Source organism: Rhizobium sp. N122 (genome assembly GCF_002211295.1).
GTDB lineage: Bacteria > Pseudomonadota > Alphaproteobacteria > Rhizobiales > Rhizobiaceae > Rhizobium.
In genome coordinates, this window is sequence record NZ_LOKU01000035.1 from 1 (window position 1) to 20611 (window position 20611).

General features: G+C 63.2%; 17 protein-coding genes. 12 read left to right on the forward strand and 5 right to left on the reverse strand.

Annotated features, from left to right (window positions below; translation table 11 throughout):
- The first annotated feature begins 537 nt into the window (after positions 1-537).
- Complete coding sequence (locus ATY75_RS23065; protein ID WP_003545273.1) at positions 538-747, forward strand: cold-shock protein; 210 nt, start codon at positions 538-540, stop codon at positions 745-747.
- 215 nt (positions 748-962) lie between these two features.
- On the opposite strand, the gene ATY75_RS23070 is transcribed toward ATY75_RS23065, so the two are convergent.
- Entirely contained in the window at positions 963-1463 is a 501-nt protein-coding gene (locus ATY75_RS23070; protein WP_190241410.1) for a MarR family winged helix-turn-helix transcriptional regulator, read from the reverse strand.
- Positions 1464-1520: 57 nt separating this feature from the next.
- Between ATY75_RS23070 and ATY75_RS23075 the strand changes: the two genes are divergently transcribed.
- The 3 genes from ATY75_RS23075 (at position 1521) to ATY75_RS23085 (ending at position 5130) form a co-directional block, all read left to right on the forward strand.
- Positions 1521-1925, forward strand: coding sequence for a GFA family protein (locus tag ATY75_RS23075; RefSeq protein WP_088939373.1), 405 nt, complete (start codon positions 1521-1523; stop codon positions 1923-1925).
- Between the two features lie 120 nt (positions 1926-2045).
- Positions 2046-2510 carry a nuclear transport factor 2 family protein gene (locus ATY75_RS23080; protein ID WP_088939374.1) on the forward strand — a complete coding sequence of 155 codons (465 nt, stop codon included), beginning with the start codon at positions 2046-2048 and terminating at the stop codon, positions 2508-2510.
- Positions 2511-2772: 262 nt separating this feature from the next.
- Positions 2773-5130 carry a methyl-accepting chemotaxis protein gene (locus tag ATY75_RS23085; RefSeq protein WP_088939375.1) on the forward strand — a complete coding sequence of 786 codons (2358 nt, stop codon included), beginning with the start codon at positions 2773-2775 and terminating at the stop codon, positions 5128-5130.
- A gap of 43 nt (positions 5131-5173) precedes the next feature.
- Here the strand turns inward: ATY75_RS23085 and ATY75_RS23090 are convergent, their stop codons facing one another.
- The gene (locus ATY75_RS23090) at positions 5174-6367 is read right to left on the reverse strand and encodes an MFS transporter (protein WP_088939376.1); all 1194 of its coding nucleotides are present in this window, start codon (positions 6365-6367) and stop codon (positions 5174-5176) included.
- A 131-nt stretch (positions 6368-6498) separates the two neighbouring features.
- Here ATY75_RS23090 and ATY75_RS23095 point away from each other — a divergent pair, with 131 nt between their 5' ends.
- On the forward strand, positions 6499-7053 hold the full coding sequence (locus tag ATY75_RS23095; RefSeq protein ID WP_064841252.1) for a TetR/AcrR family transcriptional regulator: 555 nt from the start codon (positions 6499-6501) through the stop codon (positions 7051-7053).
- A gap of 2 nt (positions 7054-7055) precedes the next feature.
- On the opposite strand, the gene ATY75_RS23100 is transcribed toward ATY75_RS23095, so the two are convergent.
- Entirely contained in the window at positions 7056-10559 is a 3504-nt protein-coding gene (locus tag ATY75_RS23100) for a PAS domain-containing hybrid sensor histidine kinase/response regulator (protein WP_088939377.1), read from the reverse strand.
- 221 nt (positions 10560-10780) lie between these two features.
- Between ATY75_RS23100 and mscL the strand changes: the two genes are divergently transcribed.
- The 5 genes from mscL (at position 10781) to ATY75_RS23130 (ending at position 17333) form a co-directional block, all read left to right on the forward strand.
- On the forward strand, positions 10781-11218 hold the full coding sequence (gene mscL, locus ATY75_RS23105; protein WP_012556543.1) for a large conductance mechanosensitive channel protein MscL: 438 nt from the start codon (positions 10781-10783) through the stop codon (positions 11216-11218).
- A gap of 311 nt (positions 11219-11529) precedes the next feature.
- Entirely contained in the window at positions 11530-12696 is a 1167-nt protein-coding gene (locus ATY75_RS23110; protein WP_088939378.1) for a pyridoxal phosphate-dependent aminotransferase, read from the forward strand.
- Positions 12697-13091: 395 nt separating this feature from the next.
- A complete protein-coding gene (galE, locus tag ATY75_RS23120; protein ID WP_088939380.1) occupies positions 13092-14126 on the forward strand; it encodes a UDP-glucose 4-epimerase GalE in 1035 nt (344 codons plus the stop codon).
- 108 nt (positions 14127-14234) lie between these two features.
- The gene (locus ATY75_RS23125; protein WP_088939381.1) at positions 14235-16196 is read left to right on the forward strand and encodes an EAL domain-containing protein; all 1962 of its coding nucleotides are present in this window, start codon (positions 14235-14237) and stop codon (positions 16194-16196) included.
- 84 nt (positions 16197-16280) lie between these two features.
- Positions 16281-17333: an enoyl-CoA hydratase/isomerase family protein gene (locus tag ATY75_RS23130; RefSeq protein ID WP_088939382.1), complete on the forward strand. Its 1053-nt coding sequence runs from the start codon at positions 16281-16283 to the stop codon at positions 17331-17333.
- 13 nt (positions 17334-17346) lie between these two features.
- On the opposite strand, the gene ATY75_RS23135 is transcribed toward ATY75_RS23130, so the two are convergent.
- Positions 17347-19407 (reverse strand): ATP-dependent helicase, encoded by a 2061-nt coding sequence (locus ATY75_RS23135; protein WP_088939383.1) that lies wholly within the window; start codon positions 19405-19407, stop codon positions 17347-17349.
- Positions 19408-19509: 102 nt separating this feature from the next.
- A complete protein-coding gene (locus ATY75_RS23140; RefSeq protein WP_088939397.1) occupies positions 19510-19776 on the reverse strand; it encodes a hypothetical protein in 267 nt (88 codons plus the stop codon).
- A 174-nt stretch (positions 19777-19950) separates the two neighbouring features.
- Here ATY75_RS23140 and ATY75_RS23145 point away from each other — a divergent pair, with 174 nt between their 5' ends.
- Together ATY75_RS23145 and ATY75_RS23150 are read left to right on the forward strand one after the other, a co-directional pair.
- Positions 19951-20211 carry a BON domain-containing protein gene (locus ATY75_RS23145; RefSeq protein ID WP_064836414.1) on the forward strand — a complete coding sequence of 87 codons (261 nt, stop codon included), beginning with the start codon at positions 19951-19953 and terminating at the stop codon, positions 20209-20211.
- A gap of 57 nt (positions 20212-20268) precedes the next feature.
- Positions 20269-20529 carry a hypothetical protein gene (locus ATY75_RS23150; RefSeq protein WP_088939384.1) on the forward strand — a complete coding sequence of 87 codons (261 nt, stop codon included), beginning with the start codon at positions 20269-20271 and terminating at the stop codon, positions 20527-20529.
- The last annotated feature ends 82 nt before the right edge of the window (positions 20530-20611 follow it).

Genomic DNA, 20611 nt, shown 5'->3' on the forward strand with positions numbered 1-20611 from the left:
GCCGCGCTCCATGCACCGGCAATCCTTCGAACAGGTCGTCGCCCACCATCATCCCCCAAGCAAATCAACGACCCAACAGAATCACAATCCAATCGCCTCCGCTACCAAACATTCACAGGCTCTCAGGTGGGGAGATTGGCTGGGTTTACCGACTTCCCCAAATAACGGGCGTCACAGCCCGGCGAACCGGCAGAGAGACGGGAAGGTTTGGCCACTTGTCGATCTCCCCACCTGTGGGGGTCCGAAGGACGGGCAAGACCCGTGGCTCGCCCCGGGCCCGGCAGGGCAGAGGGGGGCGGCCACGGTACGGCGGCAAAGACGTTTTCGCCCCAAATGCTCGAATTCGACTTTCCCTTACGGACGCCTTGTCACGGACACAATTCCCGATTAAACGTTCTCGCATCGATCTTGCTAGATGAACTTTGAAACGGCGCTCGCGTCGTTCCTGGCGAACTTCCTCCAAAATCGGTTTTCATCGTCGCTCGTGCTTCGGTACGCGCGGCAATCTTCTATGAGCGATTCGAAAAGGATATCGTCATGAGCACTGGTACCGTAAAGTGGTTCAACGCAACCAAGGGCTTCGGCTTCATTCAGCCGGATGACGGCGCTGCCGACGTTTTCGTCCACATCTCGGCCGTTGAGCGCGCCGGCATGCGCGATCTCAAGGATGGCCAGAAGCTGTCTTACGAGCTCGTCCGCGACAACAAGTCCGGCAAGATGTCGGCAGACCGCCTTCAGGCGGCTTAAGCCTCCAAGGCTTTTGAATATCATCTCCGGATCGTGACCACGGATGTACTGGCACGGTTCGTTGAGATGGCAGGGAAGGTCGGGTTAGCCCGGCCTTTTTTCGTATCTGGTCGGTCGCTATGCTCGCGGACAAAAGCGACATATGCCTTTGCGTCGTGCCCGCCAAACTGAATGCATCATTGGCGACAACAAGCCTCGTAAGACAGGTAAGCCACTCAGCCGCCAGCCGCCTCACCGCTCTTCAGTATCTCCATCACCCGCGCCATCACCGCCCGCGCCGCATCGAGTTCGGCTGGTGTAAACGCAGCGCCCAGCCCATCCGCCCATCCGGCCTGTGCCATCTCGATGACGCCGAGCCTGACGGCGCCTTCCGCCGTCAGCCGCACCAGCTTGGCGCGCTGGTGCTGCGGGTTGTCGGCATAGGCGGTCAGCCCTTCATCCTCCAGCACATCGGCAAGCCGCTGCACGCCCTGGCGGGCGAGGCCGAGCGTGCGGGCGATCTGCGCCACCGACATGTCGCCGCGCCTTGCCGCGGCCAGCACCTGCCAGCGGGCGCTTGTCTGGCCTGCCGGCTTGGCCAACTGGTCGCCCGCCGCCGTCAGATGGCCGGCGAGGCGAAGGGCGGTGATTGCGAAGGCGGAAAAGGCATTGCCCTCCATCGTCCGCTCCGGTCGATTTTGTTTGACAACATGTTGTCCATTTTGTATCTCATCCATAATGACAACATATTGTCATATATGCGAGCCCGATGCAACGGTGAGGAGGAGCCCACCATGAAGAAGACCTACAAGGGAAGCTGCCATTGCGGCAAAGTGCACTATGAAGTGGATATGGACCTCGAAGAGGGAACCGGTCGCTGCAATTGTTCGATCTGCGCGAAGCGGCGCTACTGGGGCGCCAACGTAAAGCCGGAGGATTTTCGGCTGATGTGCGACGAGGCCGAGACAGCGGACTACCAGTTCAATACGATGAGCGGTCACCACCGCTTCTGCCGCACCTGCGGCGTGCCCGCCTTTGGCGATGGTTATGTCGAGGCGATCGGCGGCGCCTATGTCTCGATCAACATTGCCTGTCTCGACGATATCGCCCCCGAGGAACTGGCAGCCTTACCCATCCGTTATTACGACGGCAGGCACGATGCCTGGTGGAACGAGCCTGAAGTGACGAGTTACCTCTGAGGCGATTCCGGCAAAATGGCGCGGCAGTTTGCGTCCGGAATTGCGAAAGCGGAAATGCATCCGTGTCGGATCGTCCTCCTGCCGTTCGTCCTCTGCCTGTAACGGAAAAGGAGAACGGTTGTGGAAGACGAAGCCAATGTCAGGCACGAGGAAGAGGCGGTTATCGCCATGCTGATGATGCGGGCCAAGGCGCTCGGCGAAAAGAACGCCGAGGAGGCGCTTTCCTATGAGGCCGAGGATTCCGTCGAGTTTTCGCTGGCGCCGCCGCTCGTCAGCAACGGCAGGGACGCAGCCGGTCTGCAGGCCTGGTTCGATAGCTGGGAAGGCCCGATCGGCGGTGAAGTGCGCGATGCCAGGTTGACGCTCGGCGGCGATGTCGCCTTCTGGAGCGGTCTCATGCGCATGACCGGGACCAAGACCGATGGCGCCGAGGTCGATCTCTGGTTTCGCCAGACGCTGGGCTTGGTCAAGCGGGATGGCCGCTGGCTGGTCAGCCATCAGCACGCCTCGGTGCCCTTCGCCATGGACGGCAGCGGCCGCGCGCTGCTTGATCTCAAGCCCCAAAGTGCCGGTCCCGTCGAATAATTCGGCTGCCCTCAAGCATGTCGCGCAGAACCGTGCAGCGGGTTTGCGGAAAAGACATGCGTAAAAAACAAAGCCTTAAAGCACGGGCGCGGATCTGAAGGATCGCGGCTGTGCTCTCGCCAATAAGAACTTTCTTTTAATCAAATTTTGCCAGCATGAATATTGGGGGGCCTTCGGTTTTTGCTGGATGACGATTGTCTAAACGAGCCGGCGAATGGGACTTAAGGCGTGCGCCAGTACAGCAGCGAGGGCGAGCGGGAACATGCTTTTCAAGTCTACGACAAGTCGCAATCTTTTCTCTGTGGCGGCTTGCGGCGTTATTGCCGTTATTGTCGCTTCCAGCGTCATTTTCTATCGGTCCTATACCGAAATTCGCAGCGGCAGCATCGAGCAGATGAGCCAGATCGCGACATCAGAGGCGCTGAAGGTCGAAAGAGATATCGGCGGCACCGTGCATATCGTTGACGGACTTGACGCCGTGCTGACGACGATGAAGGAGCTGGGCGATACCGATCGCGCCAAGGCGGACAAGGTCCTGCTCAACATGCTGCAAGCCAACCCGGCAATCCTGGCGACCTGGACCGGGTGGGAGCCCAATGCTTTCGACGGCAAGGACAAGGATTATGTCGGCAAGGAAGGATACGACACGACGGGCCGCTATGTGCCCTATTGGGTGCGCAGCGGCGGCCAGATCACCCATACCGCGCTGACGGACTACGCAACGGCGGGGCCGGGCGATTATTATCAGCTGCCGTTTACGCAGCGCAAAACCCTGGTCATCGAGCCGTATTCGTATGCGATCGATGGAAAAGACGTTTTGATGACCTCCGTCACCAAGCCGATTGTCATCGACGGCAAAGCGGTCGGCGTTGCCGGCCTCGATCTTTCGCTGCAGGATACGGCCAAGGCGCTGTCGGCCAGTCGGCCGATGGGAGCGGGCTTCCTCGGCCTGGTGACCAGCGCCGGCAAGATCGTCAGTCATCCCGATGCAGGCCTCATCGGCAAAAGCCTTTCCGAGGCCGGGGCAAAGACGGCGGATTGGGACCGGCTGATCGCCAACCCCGGTGTCGAGCAGGAGATGACCAACGAGGACGGCAGCGTCTCGCTGGCGATTGCCATCGCCGTCAAGCTTGCCGAGAGCCCCAATTGGTATGCGATCGTGTCGGTCCCGAAGGCAACGCTCTTCGGGCCGCTCTATGCCGTGGTGCGGGATGCCATCGTGGCGACGAGCCTGGCGGCTTTGCTGCTCGGCCTTGCCGGGTGGCTGATCGCACGCCGCTTCGTCGGCCGGATTTCCAGCGTCATCGCCGAGACTGCCGAGATTGCTGCGGGCAAACTCGATGTCACCCTGAAGGACGGGGACGCGAAGGACGAAATCGGCGATCTCTCGCGCTCGCTGAAGGCGCTGTTGGAGCGCAATCGCGACAGGGCGCGTCTGGAGGCCGAGGCGGAAGAGAACCGCGCGCTGCAGGAAAGGGAACGTGCCGAGCGCGCCCGGATCGACCAGGCTCAGGAAGCGGATGTCAAATTCGCCGTCGGTGAATTGGCGCTTGGCCTGGCAAAGCTTGCCGAAGGCGACATGACGAGCGCGCTCGAGCATCCTTTCGCCGCGACGCTTGACGAGACCCGCATCAATTTCAACGAGTCGGTCGTCAAACTGCGTTCGGCGCTGGTGTCCTTCTCGCAAAATGCCGAGGTCATCCAAAGCGGCACCGAGGAGATCCGTTCTGCTGCCGACGATCTTGCGCGCCGGACGGAGCAGCAGGCCGCCTCCGTTGAGCAAACCGCCGCAGCGCTTGAGCAGATCACGACATCCGTCAAGGATTCGACTGCGCGGGCCGAAGAAGCCGGATCGATGGTCGTTCGCACGAAGGAAAATGCTGAACGCTCCGGCCAGATCGTGCAACGGGCTGTCGAGGCGATGAACGACATCGAACAGTCCTCCAAGTCGATCTCGAATATCATCGGCGTCATCGACGAGATCGCTTTCCAGACCAACCTGCTTGCGCTGAATGCCGGCGTCGAGGCCGCGCGTGCCGGTGAAGCCGGCAAGGGTTTCGCCGTCGTCGCTCAGGAGGTGCGGGAGCTGGCGCAGCGCTCGGCCGGCGCCGCCAAGGAGATCAAGGCGCTGATCGGCGCTTCGGGCGGCCAGGTGCGCCACGGTGTTGCCCTGGTGCGCGAGACCGGCGATGCTTTGGAGGGGATTGTTCAGGAGGTGCAGCAGATCGACCGCAATGTCCACGCGATCGTTCAATCCGCCCGCGAGCAGTCGACCGGCCTTCAGGAAATCAACACCGCCGTCAATCAGATGGACCAGGCGACGCAGAAGAATGCCGCCATGGTCGAGGAGTCGAATGCCGCCGCCCACACGCTTGCGACCGAGGTCTCCGCCCTCTCCGGACGGTTGGGCCAGTTTCGCCTCGATGCGGGCACGGGCGTGACGCCGGCAATGTCGCGTTCGAATGCGCCGCGCCCGATCGCCGCTCCGAAAATCGTATCGTCGCACGCCGCCATCCCGGTTCCCTCGCCGGCTCGCGCCTTGAAGAAGACGCTGGCGACCGCGTTTGGCGGCGGTTCGAAGGCGACAGCCCCGGCCGAGCATGGCTGGGAGGATTTCTGATCCGATCCGCTCAACGGGATAGAGACGTTCGTGGCGGCCGTGTTCAGGCCGCCGCCTTCCGCCGTCCGGTGCGAAGCCCCAGCAGTCCGGCACCCATCAACAGCAGAATTACAGTCGCATAAATATCCGTCGTCAGCGCATAGCCGGCCGATCTCGCCAGGAACCCGGCAAGGATCGCCGGCAGGCTGAAGGCGAGATAGCTCTGCACGTAAAAGGCCGACAGCAGCCCGGCGCGCTCATCCGCCTTGGCGAGCGGCATGATGGTGCCGAGCGAGCCGAGGAAATTGGTGCCGAAACCGGCGCCGGTAAAGACCGTGCCGATCAGCAGCAGCGGCACATTGGCAAGATGCACGCCGGCAACGACCGTCAGAATGCCGAGCGCCTTGGCCGATACACCGAAGCCGAGATTGGCCGATGCCGACTTGCCGCGCCTGAGATAGACGGTGGTCGCCCCGCTCGCCATCAGCGCCGTCACCACCGCCCCGCCGGTCAGCGGCGCGCCGCTGCCGGTGGTGCTGGCGACCAGCGACGGCACCAGCGAGAGATAGAAGCCGGCAAGCGTCCAGTTGGCGATGTTGATCGGCGTCACCAGCGACAGCGGCCGCTTCACCTGCTGGGGAACCGTGACCCTGGGGATCAGCGACCCGAGCGCGCCCGGCCGTGTGCCGCCGGTCTCTTGCGTCAGCCAGATGCCGGCCGCCAGCAGGGTGAAGGCGAGAAGCAGCAGCGCATAAATGAGATGCATCGGGAAAGGGCCGTATTGGATCAGGGCGCTGGTGCCGACCGCGCCCACTGCCATGCCGCAAAGCGGCGCGATCGAATTGACGGTCTGCCCCTTTGCCCGGTCGACATCGACGAGAGCGGCGCCGAGCGAGGCGCCGGCGATGCCGGTCGCAATACCCTGGACGATCCGTGCCGCGATCAGCCAGCCCGGGCCGCTGGCGACGACGAAGAGACCCATGGCGATGATTTCGAGCACAAGGGCGAAAAAGATTACCGGCTTGCGGCCGAGATGATCGGAGATCGAACCGGCGGTCAGGAGTGCTGCCAGCAGCGCGAAGGCGTAGACGGCGAAAACCACGGTGATCAGCAGCGGCGACAGCGAGAAATTCTGCTGATAGATCCGGTAGAGCGGCGTCGGCGCCGCCGAAGCGCCGAAGAAGGTGGCGAGCGTCAGCGCATGAAAAACGATCGAGGGGCGCGGCGCATTCTCGGTGGATTTGGCTGCGGTGAGCATATATAAGCCCCTTAAAGCTAAGCCGTTGCGTTAGCTCCATGTAAGGTGAATGCGCGTTAAAGGCAAATTCTTTGCGTTTATGGTTCTGTCAAAGATTTTGAACCTTGGGTTATCGGGATCGGGTTGAAGGCATGGCAGCGAAAGAGAATCTCCGCCCGGGTGGCAGAAGCGCCCGGGTTCAGGCATCGGTGCACAAGGCGGTTCGCGAGCTGCTGGCCGAGATGAACCGCGCCGAGGTGACGATCCCGCTGATCGCCGCCAGGGCCGGTGTGACGCCGTCGACCATCTATCGCCGCTGGGGCGACCTGCAGGAGCTTCTGGCCGATGTCGCCGTCGAGCGGCTGCGGCCGGATATGCAGCCGGTCGATGCCGGCAGCGGCAAGGCCGATCTTCAAGCCTGGGCCGAGCAATATGCCGAGGAAATGTCTTCCGGGCCGGGCCGCGAGATGATCCGCGACGTGCTGGCGGCGCAGGCGGGCGACAATGCCTGCAAATGCTGCGAATATACCCGCCAGCAGATCGTCCTCATCGCCGAGAGGGCAAAGGCCCGCGCCGAAAGCTTCCCGGATGTCGAATGCGTCATGGATCAGGTCGTGGCGCCGATCATGTACCGCATCCTGTTCGGCGACGTGCCGGATGGCGCGCGGGTGCGTGATCTGGTGGCGCGCGTCATGAGCGCGGACTGATCTTATTCGGCGGCGGCGCGCTTGAGGCCGGAAATCTGGGTGATGTAGGCGCGCAGCGCCGCCGGCCGCACCGGCTTGTGCTGGACGGCGATATCTTGCCGCTCGGCCTCGCTGCGCACCTCCGGCGTGCGGTCGGCGGTAACGAGCAAAGCGGGGATATCGGCGCCGAACTGCCGGCGCAGATGCAGGATGGCGGCAATGCCGGTGCCGTCGTCGAGATGATAATCGGCGATGATGAGATCCGGCGGCCCGTCACGGCCGTCGCTGGAGATCACGTCGGCGAGGCAATCGAGCGCCGCGACCTCGCAGCCCCAGCCGCTGAGCAGCAGCCGCATCCCTTCGAGAATCTTCGGCTCGTTGTCGATGCAGAGGATCTTCAGCCCCTTGAGCGGCTGCCCCGGCCGCTCAGTGGCTGCGATAGCCGCAGCCGCCTCGGCCGGGCGCGAGACGTCGAGCGGCATGGCGATGCGGAACGCCGTGCCCCTGCCATGCGTCGAGTGCAGCTCCACAGGATGGTTGAGCACGCGGGCGATGCGGTCGACGATCGACAGGCCGAGCCCGAGGCCGGAGGCGGTTTTTGCGCCTTCGTCCAGCCGGGCGAATTCCTTGAACACGGTGCGGAATTTCGACGGCGGAATGCCGATGCCGGAATCGATCACCTGGATGATCACCTGGTTGCCGCGCCGCCGCGCCCCGACCAGCACCTTGCCGGTGATCGTGTATTTGATGGCGTTGGAAACGAGGTTCTGCACCAGCCGGCGCAGCAGGTTGGGGTCGGAGCGCACCCGGAGCGATGTCGGCATGACCACCAGCTTCAGCTGTTTTTCGCGGGCGATCGGCGCGAAGTCGGTTTCGATTCGCTTCAACAGGTCGGAAAGCGCGACGGCAGCAAGCCGAGGCCGCATGGCGCCGGTGTCCAGCCTCGAGATATCGAGCACCGCGCCGAGAATGGTTTCGACCGATTCCAGCGCCGAATCGATGTTCCGCACGATCGGGCTGTTGTCGGATTGCGCCATGCGCTCGACCAGCGCCGAGGAATAGAGCCGGGCGGCGTTCAGCGGCTGCAGGATGTCGTGGCCGGCGGCGGCGAAGAAACGGGTCTTGCCGATATTCGCCTCGTCGGCGGCGGCCCGCGCCTCGGCAAGCTCGTGGTTGACGCGGGTCAACTCGGCCGTGCGTTCGGCGACGCGCTGCTCCAGCGTCTCGTTCGCCTGTTTCAGCGCCTGGTCGGCGCTGACGCGCTGGGTGATATCGGTGAAGGTGGCGACGATGCCCTTGTCCGGCATCGCGTTGGAGCGCACCTCGATGATCCGTTCGCCGCCGCCGAGCACCAGGGCGAAGGGCTTGTCGAGCGTCAGGAAATGCCGAACCGTCTGGCTGAGATCGCCGGGCGCGATGTCGCCGCGCTCGCTGAGCGTTTTGACGATATCGGCCAAGGGGAAGCCGACCTGGCCGGCGCTTTCCGGCAGGTCGAGCAATTGCCGGAAGCGCCGGTTCCAGATGGTCAGCCGGTTGGAGCTGTCGAACACGGCGATGCCCTGGTCCATCTGCGAAAGGGCGGTCTGCAGCATGTCCTGATTATATTGCAGCGCCTCGCTCGCCTGGTCGAGCAGCCAGGCGGTGTCGGAAGAGGCGTCCTCGGTTTTCTGCAGGATCAAGGACAGCACCAGCCGGGCCGAGGACGAGCCGATGGCGCTGCCGAGCAGTTGCTCGCTGAAATGGATGAGCGCCATGTCGGCGGGCTGTTCGTCCTCCAGCTTGCGGCCGGAGCTTTGTTCGTAGGTGGTGAATGAGCGCTGCATGCGCTCTTCGCCGAGATAGCGCGAGATCGCCGCCTTCAGATCGCCGACGCTGATGCGCGTCTTCCAGCCGCGCGTGGCAAATTGCGAGCGCGAATGCCGCTTGACGAAGATGCCGGCCTGGATGCGTTCCAGCGGCCTGGCATTGCGGGTGAGCGAGCCGACGATGAAGAAGGCGGTGTTGACGAGCAGGCTCATGACGGTCGCATTGACCAGGGGATCGGCGTCGGGCGCGGCAAACAGCGTGGTGCCCGGGAAGATGAAGCCGAGCACGGCGCTCGCCACATAGGAATAATCCGGGCCGCCGAGCGAGGGCAGGAACAAGAGATAGATCCAGATGACGAAGCCCGAGGTGAGCCCGAGGATCGCGCCGCGTGCATTGGCCCGCCGCCAGATCAGCCCGCCGATGAGGGCAGGGGCGATCTGCGCGATCGCCGCAAAGGAAAGCAGGCCGATCGAGGCAAGGCCGGCGGTGCTGTCGGTCGAGCGGTAATAGGCATAGCCGAACAGCAATACGGCGAAAATGGCGCTGCGGCGGATGTTGAGCAGCGTCTTGGCGAAATTGTCGCGCTGGCTGGCGCGGCCGGCGAGTTTGCGCCTGAGGAAGATCGGCATGATGATGTCGTTCGACACCATGATCGACAGCGCCACGGAATCGACGATGACCATCGCCGTTGCGGCGGAGAAGCCGCCGATGAAGGTGATCAGCGACACCACCGGCATCTCGCCGGCGAGCGGCAGCGACAGCATGTAGAAATCGGCGTTGCCTGCGCCGCCGAAGGTCAGCAGCCCGCCGATCGCCACCGGCAGCACGAAGAGATTGATCGCAATGAGATAGGTGGGAAACAGGAAGCCCGCGAGTTTCAGCTGTTTCGGCGTCCGGTTTTCGACGACCGTCACGTGAAATTGCCGCGGCAGCAGGATGATCGCGAAGGCCGATAGCGCGATCAGGGTGATCCAGCGGCTGACCGGCGTGTGGTAGCTGAGCGCCGACATGACGAGGCCGTTGTCGACCGTCTTCTGCCAGAGATCGGCCGGGCCGTCGAAGAGAAACCAGATGACGCAGACGCCGGCCGTCAGAAAGGCGACGAGCTTGACCACGGATTCCATGGAGACCGCCAGGATCAGCCCGTCCTGATGCTCCGTCGCGTCCGTGTGCCGGGTGCCGAACATGATGGCGAAGCAGGCAAGCACCAGTGTTGCCACGAGCGGCAGGTCGAGGAAATAGAGATTGCCGCTGCCGATGCCGTAATCGGACGGATTGACCATGGCGCTGACGGTGCTGGAGATCGCCTTCAGCTGCAGCGCGATATAGGGAATGGTGCCGATCAGCGAGATCAGCGCCACGATGGTGGCGACCGTCGGGTTCTTGCCGTAGCGGGCGGCGACGAAATCGGCAACCGAGGTGAGCTTCTCCGCCTTGGCAAGCTCGATGATCCGGCGAAGCAGCGGCATGCCGAGCGTGAAGACCAGGATGGGTCCGATATAGATGCCGGCGAATTCCAGGCCGCGCTGCGCCGCAAGCCCGACACTGCCGAAATAGGTCCAGGAGGTGCAATAGATCGCCAGGCTCAGCGCATAGACCACCGGCCAGCCGCCGTCCAGCGCGCCCGGGCCGCGCTTCTTGCGGTCGCCATAGCTCGCCACGGCGAAAAGCAGGAGCAGATAGCCGAAGGCAGACGCGAATATGACCCAGCCTGGAAGCATTGACCCTCCGCCGGCGGAAAACCGCCGGGACCTCCCGCAACGTCGATCAGCTTAAGTCATTTCAGGCGCGTTGAAAATTCCCGCCCGTCTAGGCCTTAAGTCAAAGGCCGCCGGGCGTATCGCCAAATAATTGCGATTGTCGATTGATTAATTGCAATGAAGATGTAGCTAATGAAATCCATCGCATACTGTCTGAAATGGATCGAAGGGAGACGGATCCGATGCTCAACGAATTCAAGGCCTTTATCGCCCGCGGCAATGTCATGGATTTGGCGGTCGGCGTCATCATCGGCGGCGCCTTCGGTGGCATCGTCAAATCCCTGGTCGACGACCTGATCATGCCGATCGTCGGCGCCATTTTCGGCGGCTTCGATTTTTCCAATTATTTCCTGCCGCTGTCCTCGGCCGTCAACGCGCCGACCCTCGCCGCCGCCCGCGCCCAAGGGGCGGTCTTTGCCTATGGCAGCTTTCTCACCGTGCTCATCAACTTCCTGATCCTTGCCTGGATCATCTTCCTGATGGTCAAGGGCGTGAACTATCTGCGCCTGCAGGTCGAGCGCCAGGAAAAGGCCGCACCGGAAGAGCTGCCCCCGCCGCCGGCTGACGTTCAGCTGCTGACGGAGATCCGCGATCTTCTGGCCACACGCCCGACGGCCTGATCGGGGCCCCGCTACTGTCCGTTCGCGTCGATAGCTGCCCCTCACCCTAGCCCTCTCCCCGTAAAAACGGGGAGAGGGGACGTGCCTTGCGAGAGGTAGGTGGGGACTGGAGAGGTCGCGGCAGATCCCCTTCTCCCCGTTTTACGGGGAGAAGGTGCCGGCAGGCGGATGAGGGGCGGGCGTCAATCTCCCGGCGGGATTTTTTCCGTCGGCCGACCCTGCCATCCATCACGAAAATCGATATGCCATCACTCGATATCATGGGATTTGCCGCCATAAATCTTCTATGAAGGCGGAAACCGGAGATATGCATGTCGATCGTGAAGAGCCTCAGCCCGCGCGCCATGGCGGCGCCAGAAAGCGGGATCGTCGAAGTCGTCAATTATGCCCGCGGCCGGCAAGGCCTGCTGCCGCTCTGGGTGGGGGAAGGCGACCTGCCGACGCCTGATTTCATCAGCAGGGCGGCGATGGACGCGCTTGCTTCGGGCGAGACCTTCTATACCTGGCAGCGCGGCATTCCCGAGCTTCGCCAGGCGCTTTCGGATTATTACGCCAGGCATTTCGGAATCCGGCTTCCGGTCGAGCATTTCTATGTCACCGGCTCCGGCATGCAGGCGATCCAACTCTGTGTGCAGGCGCTGACCTCACCGGGTGACGAGTTCGTCTATCTCACCCCCGCCTGGCCGAATATCGCCGCCGCCCTCGAAATCGCGGGCGCGCGCTCCGTCGGTGTCGAGCTGCAGTTCGAAGGCGGCAAATGGGCGGTCGATCTGAACCGCGTCGAAGCGGCCATCACGCCGAAGACCAGGGGCATCTTCGTCAACACCCCGTCGAACCCGACGGGCTGGACGGCGACGAAAAAGGATCTGGCCGATATCCTGGCGCTGGCCCGCCGGCACGACCTCTGGATCATGGCGGATGAAATCTACGCCCTTTATTATTTTGCCGGCGGCCGGGCGGCCTCTTTCCTCGATGTGATGGAGCCCGACGACAAGATCGTCTTCGTCAATTCCTTCTCGAAGAATTGGTCGATGACCGGCTGGCGCGTCGGCTGGATCGTCGCCCCGCCCGAGATGGGACAGGTGCTGGAAAATCTCATCCAGTATTCGACATCGGGTGTCGCCCAGTTCATGCAGAAGGGCGCCGTCGCAGCCCTTAATCAGGGCGACGATTTCGTTGTCGCCAATATCGCCAAGGCGGCCCGCTCCCGTGATATTCTCTGCGATGCGCTCGTCGCCACCAACCGCGTCGAGACGCTGAAGCCGAACGGCGCGCTTTACGCCTTCCTGAAGATCGACGGCGTCGCCGACAGCCGCAGGGCTGCGATCGACATCGTCGACAAGACAGGCGTCGGCCTTGCTCCCGGAGCCGCGTTCGGCGCCGGCGGCGAACTCTTCCTGCGCGCCTGTTTTCTGCGCGACCCCGCCCAGGTGGCGGTCGCCGCCGAGCGTCTCTGCGACTATATCCTCAAGCGCTGACATCGGTCCGGCCTGTTGCGAAAAGGAGCGTCATCCACGGTCCAGGAGATAGGTGAGGGCTGCCCCTCATCCGGCTGCCGCCACCTTCTCCCCGCTCGCGGGGCGAAGGGGATGTGCCGCAACCTCTCCGTCCCCTGCCAGCCTCTCGCAGGGCACGTCCCCTCGCCCCGCAAGCGAAGAGAGGGTTAGGGTGAGGGGCAGCCATCAGGCGCGAATGCCGCGATTTCGTGCCGGAATCGGCCGATCGATAAAACTTGAGCAAAGCCTGAAATCGGCCTCTAACCACAAGTCCAAACATACCGGTTCAAAGGCCCTCGAACGGCCATTCGATAAGAAAATTGGAAAGAAAAACCGGGCCTGATGCCCCTGCTATAAACAAGGCAGGGATGCGGGACATGGCGGTTTTGGTGACGGGCGGCGCCGGATATATCGGCAGTCACATGGTTTGGGCGCTGCTCGATGCGGGCGAGGATGTGGTCGTGCTCGACCGCCTCTCCACGGGCTTTCGCTGGGCCGTGGCGCCGGCGGCGCGTTTCTATCTCGGCGACGTCGCCGATCCCGCCATACTGAAGAAGATCTTCATCGAAAACGACATCGAGGCGATCGTCCATTTCGCCGGCTCCGCCGTCGTCCCGGTCTCGGTCGCCGATCCGCTCTCCTATTACGACAACAACTCGGGCAAGACCCGGGCGCTGCTTACCGCGTCTGTGCAAGCCGGCATCCGCAACTTCGTCTTCTCCTCGACCGCTGCCGTCTATGGCCAGCAAAAGACCGATCTGCCGGTGAAGGAAACGGCCCCGCTCAATCCGGAAAATCCCTACGGCCAGTCGAAGCTGATGAGCGAATTCATGCTGCGCGATGCCGCCGCCGCCTATGATTTCAACTACGTCGCGCTTCGCTACTTCAACGTCGCCGGCGCCGATCCGGATCACCGCGCCGGCCAGTCGACCTCGGGCGCCACCCACCTGATCAAGGTCGCCTGCGAGGCCGCGCTCGGCAGGCGCGACAGCGTCAATGTCTATGGCATCGATTATCCGACCCATGACGGCACCGGCGTGCGCGACTACATCCACGTCAGCGATCTTGTCGATGCCCATCTGAAAGCGCTGCAGCACCTGCGCCGAGACAAGGGCTCGCTCGTTGCCAATTGCGGTTATGGCAGCGGCTATTCCGTGCTCGACGTCTTGAACATGGTCACCCGCCTGCACGGACATTCCTTCAAGATCCACATGGCGCCGCGCCGCGCCGGCGATTCGGCCAGCGTCGTCGCCGACGCCTCGCTCGCCCGCCAGGTGCTCGACTGGAAGCCCAAGCACGATTCGCTGGAAACCATCGTCCAGAGCTCGCTCGACTGGGAACTCTTCCTGGCAAACAGAAACGTCGACGACCTGAACAGCATCCACCGGGCACTCGCAGCCGCTTCCTTCTGAGCGGCGTGAGCGCTGACCATCCCCGTGCTTGCGGGCCTCGCATGCCGTCACGTGAATAAGGATTGATCAAGCTTTCTCTGGCCGGCTCGGGCCGACGGAAAAGGGAAGATGAAGAACTTTCTGGCCTCATTGCGCTTGCAAAAAGACAATCCCACGCTTCTGACGGCGCAGTTCCGGGCCCTGTCGTCGCAGATTCCCATTCTCTATATCCTGCTGGTCATCAACGCCCTTGCGGTGGCGATCACCCATCTCGAATCCGCGCCGCTCTGGCTCTCGCTCTACATTCCCATTGCCTTGAGCATCGTCTGCGTCTTCCGTCTCTGCTGGTGGGAGATCAAGGGCAAGGAAAACGTCACGCCCGAGCGGGCCTTGAGACTGATGAAGCTCACCATATCGGGCGCCGCCGTCCTCGCGATCGCTTTCGGCAGCTGGGCGATCGCGCTTTATCAGTATGGCGATGCTTCGCAGCAGGGCCAGATCGCCTATTTCCTGGTCGTCACCGGCATTTCCTGCATCTTCTGCCTGATGCATCTGCCGATGGCCGCAGCGCTGACCACGGTGATCACCTTCTTGGCCATGGTCGCGACCTTCATGTTCTCGGGCAACCCCGTTTTCGTCGCGACCGCCGTCAGCGGCCTCTTCCTGGTCCTGCCCTTCCTCAGGGTAATCAACAGTTATTTCCAGAATTTCGTCGGCTTGGTGCAATTGACCGAGGAATTGAAGCAGAAGCGGGCGGAAGCCGAGGAGCTGAACCTCGTCAACAGCCGCAATGCGCTGCATGACCAGCTGACCGGCCTCGCCAACCGCCGCAGCTTCTTTCAATCGCTGGAAGAGCGGCTGCAGAAGAATCCGTCCGCGCCGCCGGTCCTCGGCATTCTCGATCTCGACGGCTTCAAGCCGGTCAACGACGTCTTCGGCCATGCCGCCGGCGATCTCGTGCTCAAGGAGACCGCCCGTCGCTTCACCGCCCTGGTCGGCGAAGCGGGCATCGTCTCGCGTCTCGGCGGCGACGAGTTCGGCATCATCTTTCCCTGCTCGATGACGCGCCAGGCGATTGCCGATCTCGGCCAGGCGCTCTGCGCCGCCGTCCGCGATCCCTACGAAATCCCCGACGGCTCGGTCCGCGTTTTCGGTTCCTGCGGCATCGTCTATCCCGAGGTCGGCAGATACAGCGCCGAGGATCTCTACGAGAAAGCCGATTTTGCCCTCTATCAGGTCAAGAGCAAGCGCAGCAGCGGTGTCGAATTCTTCTCCAGCGAGCACGAGAAGATCCTGACGCAGCGCCACCTGATCGAACTCGAGCTGCAGGCGAATGATTTTGCCGGCGAATTGAAACTCGAATATCAGCCGATCGTCGAATTGAAGAGCGGCCGCGTCGTCGGCTACGAGGCGCTTGCCCGCTGGGACAGCGCCCGCTTCGGCCGCATCAGTCCCGATGCCTTCATTCCCGCCGCCGAGCGCACCGCCGTCATCGGCCGGATGACGCGCATCCTCTTTGCCAAGGCGCTCGAAGCGCTGGCGATCATTCCACGCCATCTCAAGCTCTCCTTCAATCTCTCGGCCCGCGATATTTGCGACCATGAGACATCGACGGCGCTGCTTGGCATGATCACCCGCTCCGGCATCGATCCCCGGCGCATCGAGTTCGAGATTACCGAGACGGCGCTGCTTTCCGATTTCGATACCGCCGACCAGGTCATTTCAATGCTGCGCGCCGCCGGCATCTCGATCGCGCTCGACGATTTCGGCACCGGCTATTCGAGCCTCAGCCATATCCACCGTCTCGGTTTCGACAAGCTGAAGATCGACAAGGCCTTCGTGATGAATCTCGATCGCGACGCCCGATGCCTGAACATTACCCGCTCGGTCGCCAATCTCTGCCAGAATCTCGGCATTGCCTCCGTCGCCGAAGGCGTCGAAAGCGAAGCGATCGCCGAGGGTTTGAAGGCGATGGGCGTTCGTCTGGCGCAGGGCTATCATTTTTCGCGGCCGCTGCCGCTGGAACTCGCCATCGACTACGCCGCCCGCTGCGAAGCCGCAGCACCCGCCCGGGATTCGCTGTCTGCCTGACCGGTCGATCCCCTGCCGATCTTAAATCGACTGGAGCCACGCTGCATCGTCGGCTATTCCTAGTCGTAACAGCGGAGGCGAACCATGCAGGACAACGAAGTCATCATTGAACGCCGGGGCACCGCCGGCATCATCCGGCTCAACCGGCCGCGGGCGTTGAACAGCCTGACGCTGCCGATGATCCGGATGATCACCGACGCGCTTGATGGCTTTGCCGATGATGCCGCGGTGGCGAGTGTCGTGGCGACGGGCGAGGGGGAGCGCGGCTTCTGCGCCGGCGGCGATATCCGCGCCCTGCATGAGAGCGCCCGCGCAGGCGACGGCCTCGCCGGAACCTTCTGGCGCGAGGAATTCCGCCTCAACCATCAGATCGCCTCCTATCCCAAACCCTATGTCGCGCTGATGGACGGCATCACCATGGGCGGCGGCGTCGGCCTCTCTTCGCATGGCCGCCACCGCATCGTCACCGAGCGCACCCGGCTCGCCATGCCCGAAACCGGCATCGGCTATGTCCCCGATGTCGGCGCCACCTGGCTGCTGCCGAAGGCGCCCGGCGAAGCCGGAACATGGCTCGGCCTGACCGGGCTCGATATCGGCGCCGCCGACGCGATCCACGCCGGGCTGGCCGATTGTCACATCGCATCGTCGCGGCTCGGCGCGGTGATCGAGGCGCTGTCGGCGCTGCCCCGCGGCAGTGCATCCAGCGACGTCGATACGCTCTTGCAGCAGCTTGCGGAACCTGCCGGAGAAAGCCGGCTCAGGCAGAACGCGGCGATGATCGACCGCGCCTTTCGTTTCGACAGCGTCGAGCAGATCCTGGCAGCCCTTGCCGGAGAGGAGGGCGACTTCGCCGCCGAGACGCGCCGGGTGCTGCTGACGCGCTCGCCGACCAGCCTGAAACTTGCTTTGGCACTGCTGAGAGCCGGCCGCCGCAGCGCCTCGCTGGCCGAATGCCTCGGCCGTGAACTCGGCGCCTGCCTGCAGATGCTCGATAATCCGGATTTCTTCGAAGGTATCCGCGCCGCCGTCATCGACAAGGACCGCAACCCGAAATGGTCGCCGGCCTCAGTCGAGGCGGTGGGAGCTGGAAGGATCGAGCATTTTCTGAACCCGGCCGAACCGCCGCTGTCTCTCTGAGACGACAGTCGATTTATCGCCACATGCCGCGCATGCGGGCGCCGACATCGATGCGCATCTGCCGCACATGGGCTTGCGCGGCGGTCTCCGATTTCACCTGCGGCCAGCTGCAGGCCTCGAAGAACTGCAGCAGCGTTGCCGGAATGAAGCGGCTGCGCGAGGCATAGACGTGCCGGTCGCCCTGCGCATTCTGCCCATAGGTGAAGAAGCGCTGCGGCACGACGAGGTCGAGACCGTCGCGCGCACGGGTCATCGCCACATAGAGCAGCCGGCGCTCCTCCTCGATTTCGGCGCTGGCGCCGACGGCGAGATCGCTCGGAATGCAGCCGTCGACGACATTCAGCATGAAAACCCTCGTCCATTCCTGACCCTTGGCGGAATGGATTGTGGAAAGGATGAGATAGTCCTCGTCGAGCAGCGGCACGCCGGCCTGATCGCTGGTCGCATCCGGCGGATCGAGGGTGAGTTCGGTGAGGAAACGCTCGCGCGAGGCATAACCGCCGGCAATCTGCTCGAGCTGCAAGAGATCGGCCTGCCGCGTCGCGGCGTCCTCATGCAGCCGCTCCAGATGCGGCGCGTACCATTGCCGCGCCAGCTCGATCTCCGCGGGCCAGCCGGCCTTGCCGGATTTCATCTCCTGCAGCATCGAAACGAAAGCCGTCCAGTCCTCGCCGGAGCGCGGCGGCGCCGGCATGGCGGCGAGCGCGGCGAGCGGGCTCGCATCCTCGGCCATCAGGTCGAGCGCCTTCTGCGCCGTCGACGGTCCGACGCCCGGCAGGATCTGCATCAGCCGGAAGCCCGCCACCCGGTCGCGTGGGTTCTGGGCGAAGCGAAGGGCGGCCAGCATGTCCTTGACATGGGCGCTATCGAGAAATTTCAGCCCGCCGAACTTGACGAAGGGAATGTTGCGCCGGGTCAGCTCGACCTCGAGCGGCCCGCTGTGATGCGAGGCGCGGAACAGCACGGCCTGCTGCTTGAGCGTCAGGCCTTCCTCGCGATTGTCGAGCACCATGTCGGCGATATAACGCGCCTGCTCGGCCTCGTCGCGCACAGTGACGAGGCGCGGCCGCTCGGTGGACTGTCGCTCGGTCCGGAGATTCTTGGTGAAGCGCTCCGAGGCGAGATCGATGACGGCGTTGGCGGCTGCCAGGATCGGCTGCGTCGATCGATAGTTGCGGTCGAGCGTGACGATATTGGCGGGCGGGCTGAAGGCGGCGGGAAAATCGAGGATGTTGCGCACTGTCGCCGCGCGGAAGGAATAGATCGACTGCGCATCGTCGCCAACGACGGTCAGCCCCTGGCCTTGGGGTTTCAGCGCCAGCAGGATCGAAGCCTGCAGCCGGTTGGTATCCTGATATTCGTCGACCAGCACATGGTCGAAGCGGCTGCCGATATCCTCGGCAATCGAGCTCTCGCCGACCATCTGCGCCCAGTAGAGCAACAGGTCATCGTAATCGAGCACGTTCTGGCTCTGCTTGGCTTCGACATAGCAGGCGAAAAGCTCGCGCAGCTGTTGTTCCCAGGTCGCGCACCACGGAAAGGCGGCGCGCAGCACCTGGTCGAGCGCGGTCTCCGAATTCACCGCCCTGCTATAGATGGCAAGGCAGGTTCCTTTGGCCGGAAACCGGCTTTCGGTCTTGGAGAAGCCGAGATCGTGCCGGATGAGGTTCATCAGGTCGGCGCTGTCTTCGCGGTCATGGATGGTGAAATCGGCATCGAGGCCGATCTGCTGGGCATAGTCGCGCAGCAGCCGCGCGCCGATGCCGTGGAAGGTGCCCGACCAGTGAAGCGCATCGGCCATCACGCCGGCATTCGTACCCAGCACATCGCGGCAGATGCGCTCGACGCGCCGCGCCATTTCGGCGGCGGCCCGCCGCGAGAAGGTCATCAGCAGGATGCGGCGCGGATCGGCGCCCTTGACGATCAGATGCGCGACCCGGTGCGCCAGCGTATTCGTCTTACCCGAGCCGGCGCCGGCAATGACCAGCAGCGGCCCGGCAATATGGCTGCCGTCGGTGAGCGTGCCATGCTCGACGGCCATGCGCTGCTGGGGATTGAGCTTTTCGAGATACATCCAGCCGTCCGGTCGGGCTCCCGCAGAATCACTGGGGAAAGATTAGATGTTCCTTGAATGTTCGCGATTTCCGCCGCTGTCAAGTCGGGAACCGGGCAATCCTCAGTCGGGGAAATCCGGCCCCACCACGCGCCGCACCAGCTTCAGGCTGCGATCCTGCTGAAGAATATAGGTTTCCTCGACGCGCTGGCCGGTCCCGTTGTAGAACTGGTGGTGGACGGCGCTGCCGACCGGCGATTTGGTAAGCTTCGTCCGCGGCTGGCCGCCATAGGTGATGCTGCCGGGAATGGGATCCAGCGCCGGGCTATCGGCCGACGAGCAGCCGGCCAGCAACACTCCGGCAAACAAAACGGGCAGCAGCACTTTCATCGTCGTCATCCCTCTTTCGGCTGCAGAAAGATATGGAAGCCGCGGCACCTTCCGCCAAGAGTGGGCCAAGCCTGACGCGCAGAAATCATGCGAATATCCGGTCGAGACCGGCGGGCCGCAACGAAAGCGCTGTTGCGGCGTTAACCGGATATACCAATCTCAGGAGACGCTTCAGTGATCGGGTATCCTGTATTCCCCGACCATGACGAGCCCGGCCGGCAGGGCCATGGTGATGCGGCGACACGTGCTTCGGTGGAGGGCGCTCTTCATGCCGCCGATGATCTCGACGCTGCGGAAATTGCTGTGAGCATGCTCGGTTCGTTTGTCGTTCTCGAAGGTTTCGTGCGCCGGCGCGGCGATGTCGAGCGGGCGGTCGGGATCGCCGAGAGCATCGTCGGCCGCGGTTATGTGCACAGTCGCCTGTTGCGGCGCTGAGGGAACCAAGTTCCCTCCTGCGGGTTGAAATGCCGGATCGAAACGCTGGAGACCCTCATGCAGTCGCTTCCTCGCCTCTCGGCAATCACCTTGATGTGGGCCGGTGTCTTTGCCGGCTCCGCCTATGCCGCGCTCGAAACCGGCACGAATTATTCGGCGCTGCCGAAGGATCAGATCGCCCTCAACGAATATACCGGAGCCGTCGCCTGCACGCCGCCAGAGCCGCACTACCTCCCCTCCTTCATCCGCGCGGGAGACGGCACGATCATCGGCGTCGGATATGTCGAGGTGGAGAAGGAGGGCGCCACAGACTGTTGAGACAGCCCGCTCGAACGAGGCTCGCCTGCGTTGCCGCAGAGGTGACGAGCCTCTGACCATCATCATGATGGCTGGGCATTTC

Excerpts from the sequence above, each read along its gene's own strand:
- ATY75_RS23135 (WP_088939383.1), bottom strand. The coding sequence starts at position 19,407 with ATGTATCTCGAAAAGCTCAATCCCCAGCAGCGCATGGCCGTCGAGCAT.
- ATY75_RS23070 (WP_190241410.1), bottom strand. The coding sequence starts at position 1,463 with ATGGATGAGATACAAAATGGACAACATGTTGTCAAACAAAATCGACCG.
- ATY75_RS23100 (WP_088939377.1), bottom strand. The coding sequence starts at position 10,559 with ATGCTTCCAGGCTGGGTCATATTCGCGTCTGCCTTCGGCTATCTGCTC.
- ATY75_RS23085 (WP_088939375.1), top strand. The coding sequence starts at position 2,773 with ATGCTTTTCAAGTCTACGACAAGTCGCAATCTTTTCTCTGTGGCGGCT.
- ATY75_RS23065 (WP_003545273.1), top strand. The coding sequence starts at position 538 with ATGAGCACTGGTACCGTAAAGTGGTTCAACGCAACCAAGGGCTTCGGC.
- ATY75_RS23090 (WP_088939376.1), bottom strand. The coding sequence starts at position 6,367 with ATGCTCACCGCAGCCAAATCCACCGAGAATGCGCCGCGCCCCTCGATC.
- ATY75_RS23125 (WP_088939381.1), top strand. The coding sequence starts at position 14,235 with ATGAAGAACTTTCTGGCCTCATTGCGCTTGCAAAAAGACAATCCCACG.
- ATY75_RS23110 (WP_088939378.1), top strand. The coding sequence starts at position 11,530 with ATGTCGATCGTGAAGAGCCTCAGCCCGCGCGCCATGGCGGCGCCAGAA.
- ATY75_RS23075 (WP_088939373.1), top strand. The coding sequence starts at position 1,521 with ATGAAGAAGACCTACAAGGGAAGCTGCCATTGCGGCAAAGTGCACTAT.
- galE (WP_088939380.1), top strand. The coding sequence starts at position 13,092 with ATGGCGGTTTTGGTGACGGGCGGCGCCGGATATATCGGCAGTCACATG.
- ATY75_RS23095 (WP_064841252.1), top strand. The coding sequence starts at position 6,499 with ATGGCAGCGAAAGAGAATCTCCGCCCGGGTGGCAGAAGCGCCCGGGTT.
- ATY75_RS23140 (WP_088939397.1), bottom strand. The coding sequence starts at position 19,776 with ATGAAAGTGCTGCTGCCCGTTTTGTTTGCCGGAGTGTTGCTGGCCGGC.
- mscL (WP_012556543.1), top strand. The coding sequence starts at position 10,781 with ATGCTCAACGAATTCAAGGCCTTTATCGCCCGCGGCAATGTCATGGAT.
- ATY75_RS23150 (WP_088939384.1), top strand. The coding sequence starts at position 20,269 with ATGCAGTCGCTTCCTCGCCTCTCGGCAATCACCTTGATGTGGGCCGGT.
- ATY75_RS23130 (WP_088939382.1), top strand. The coding sequence starts at position 16,281 with ATGCAGGACAACGAAGTCATCATTGAACGCCGGGGCACCGCCGGCATC.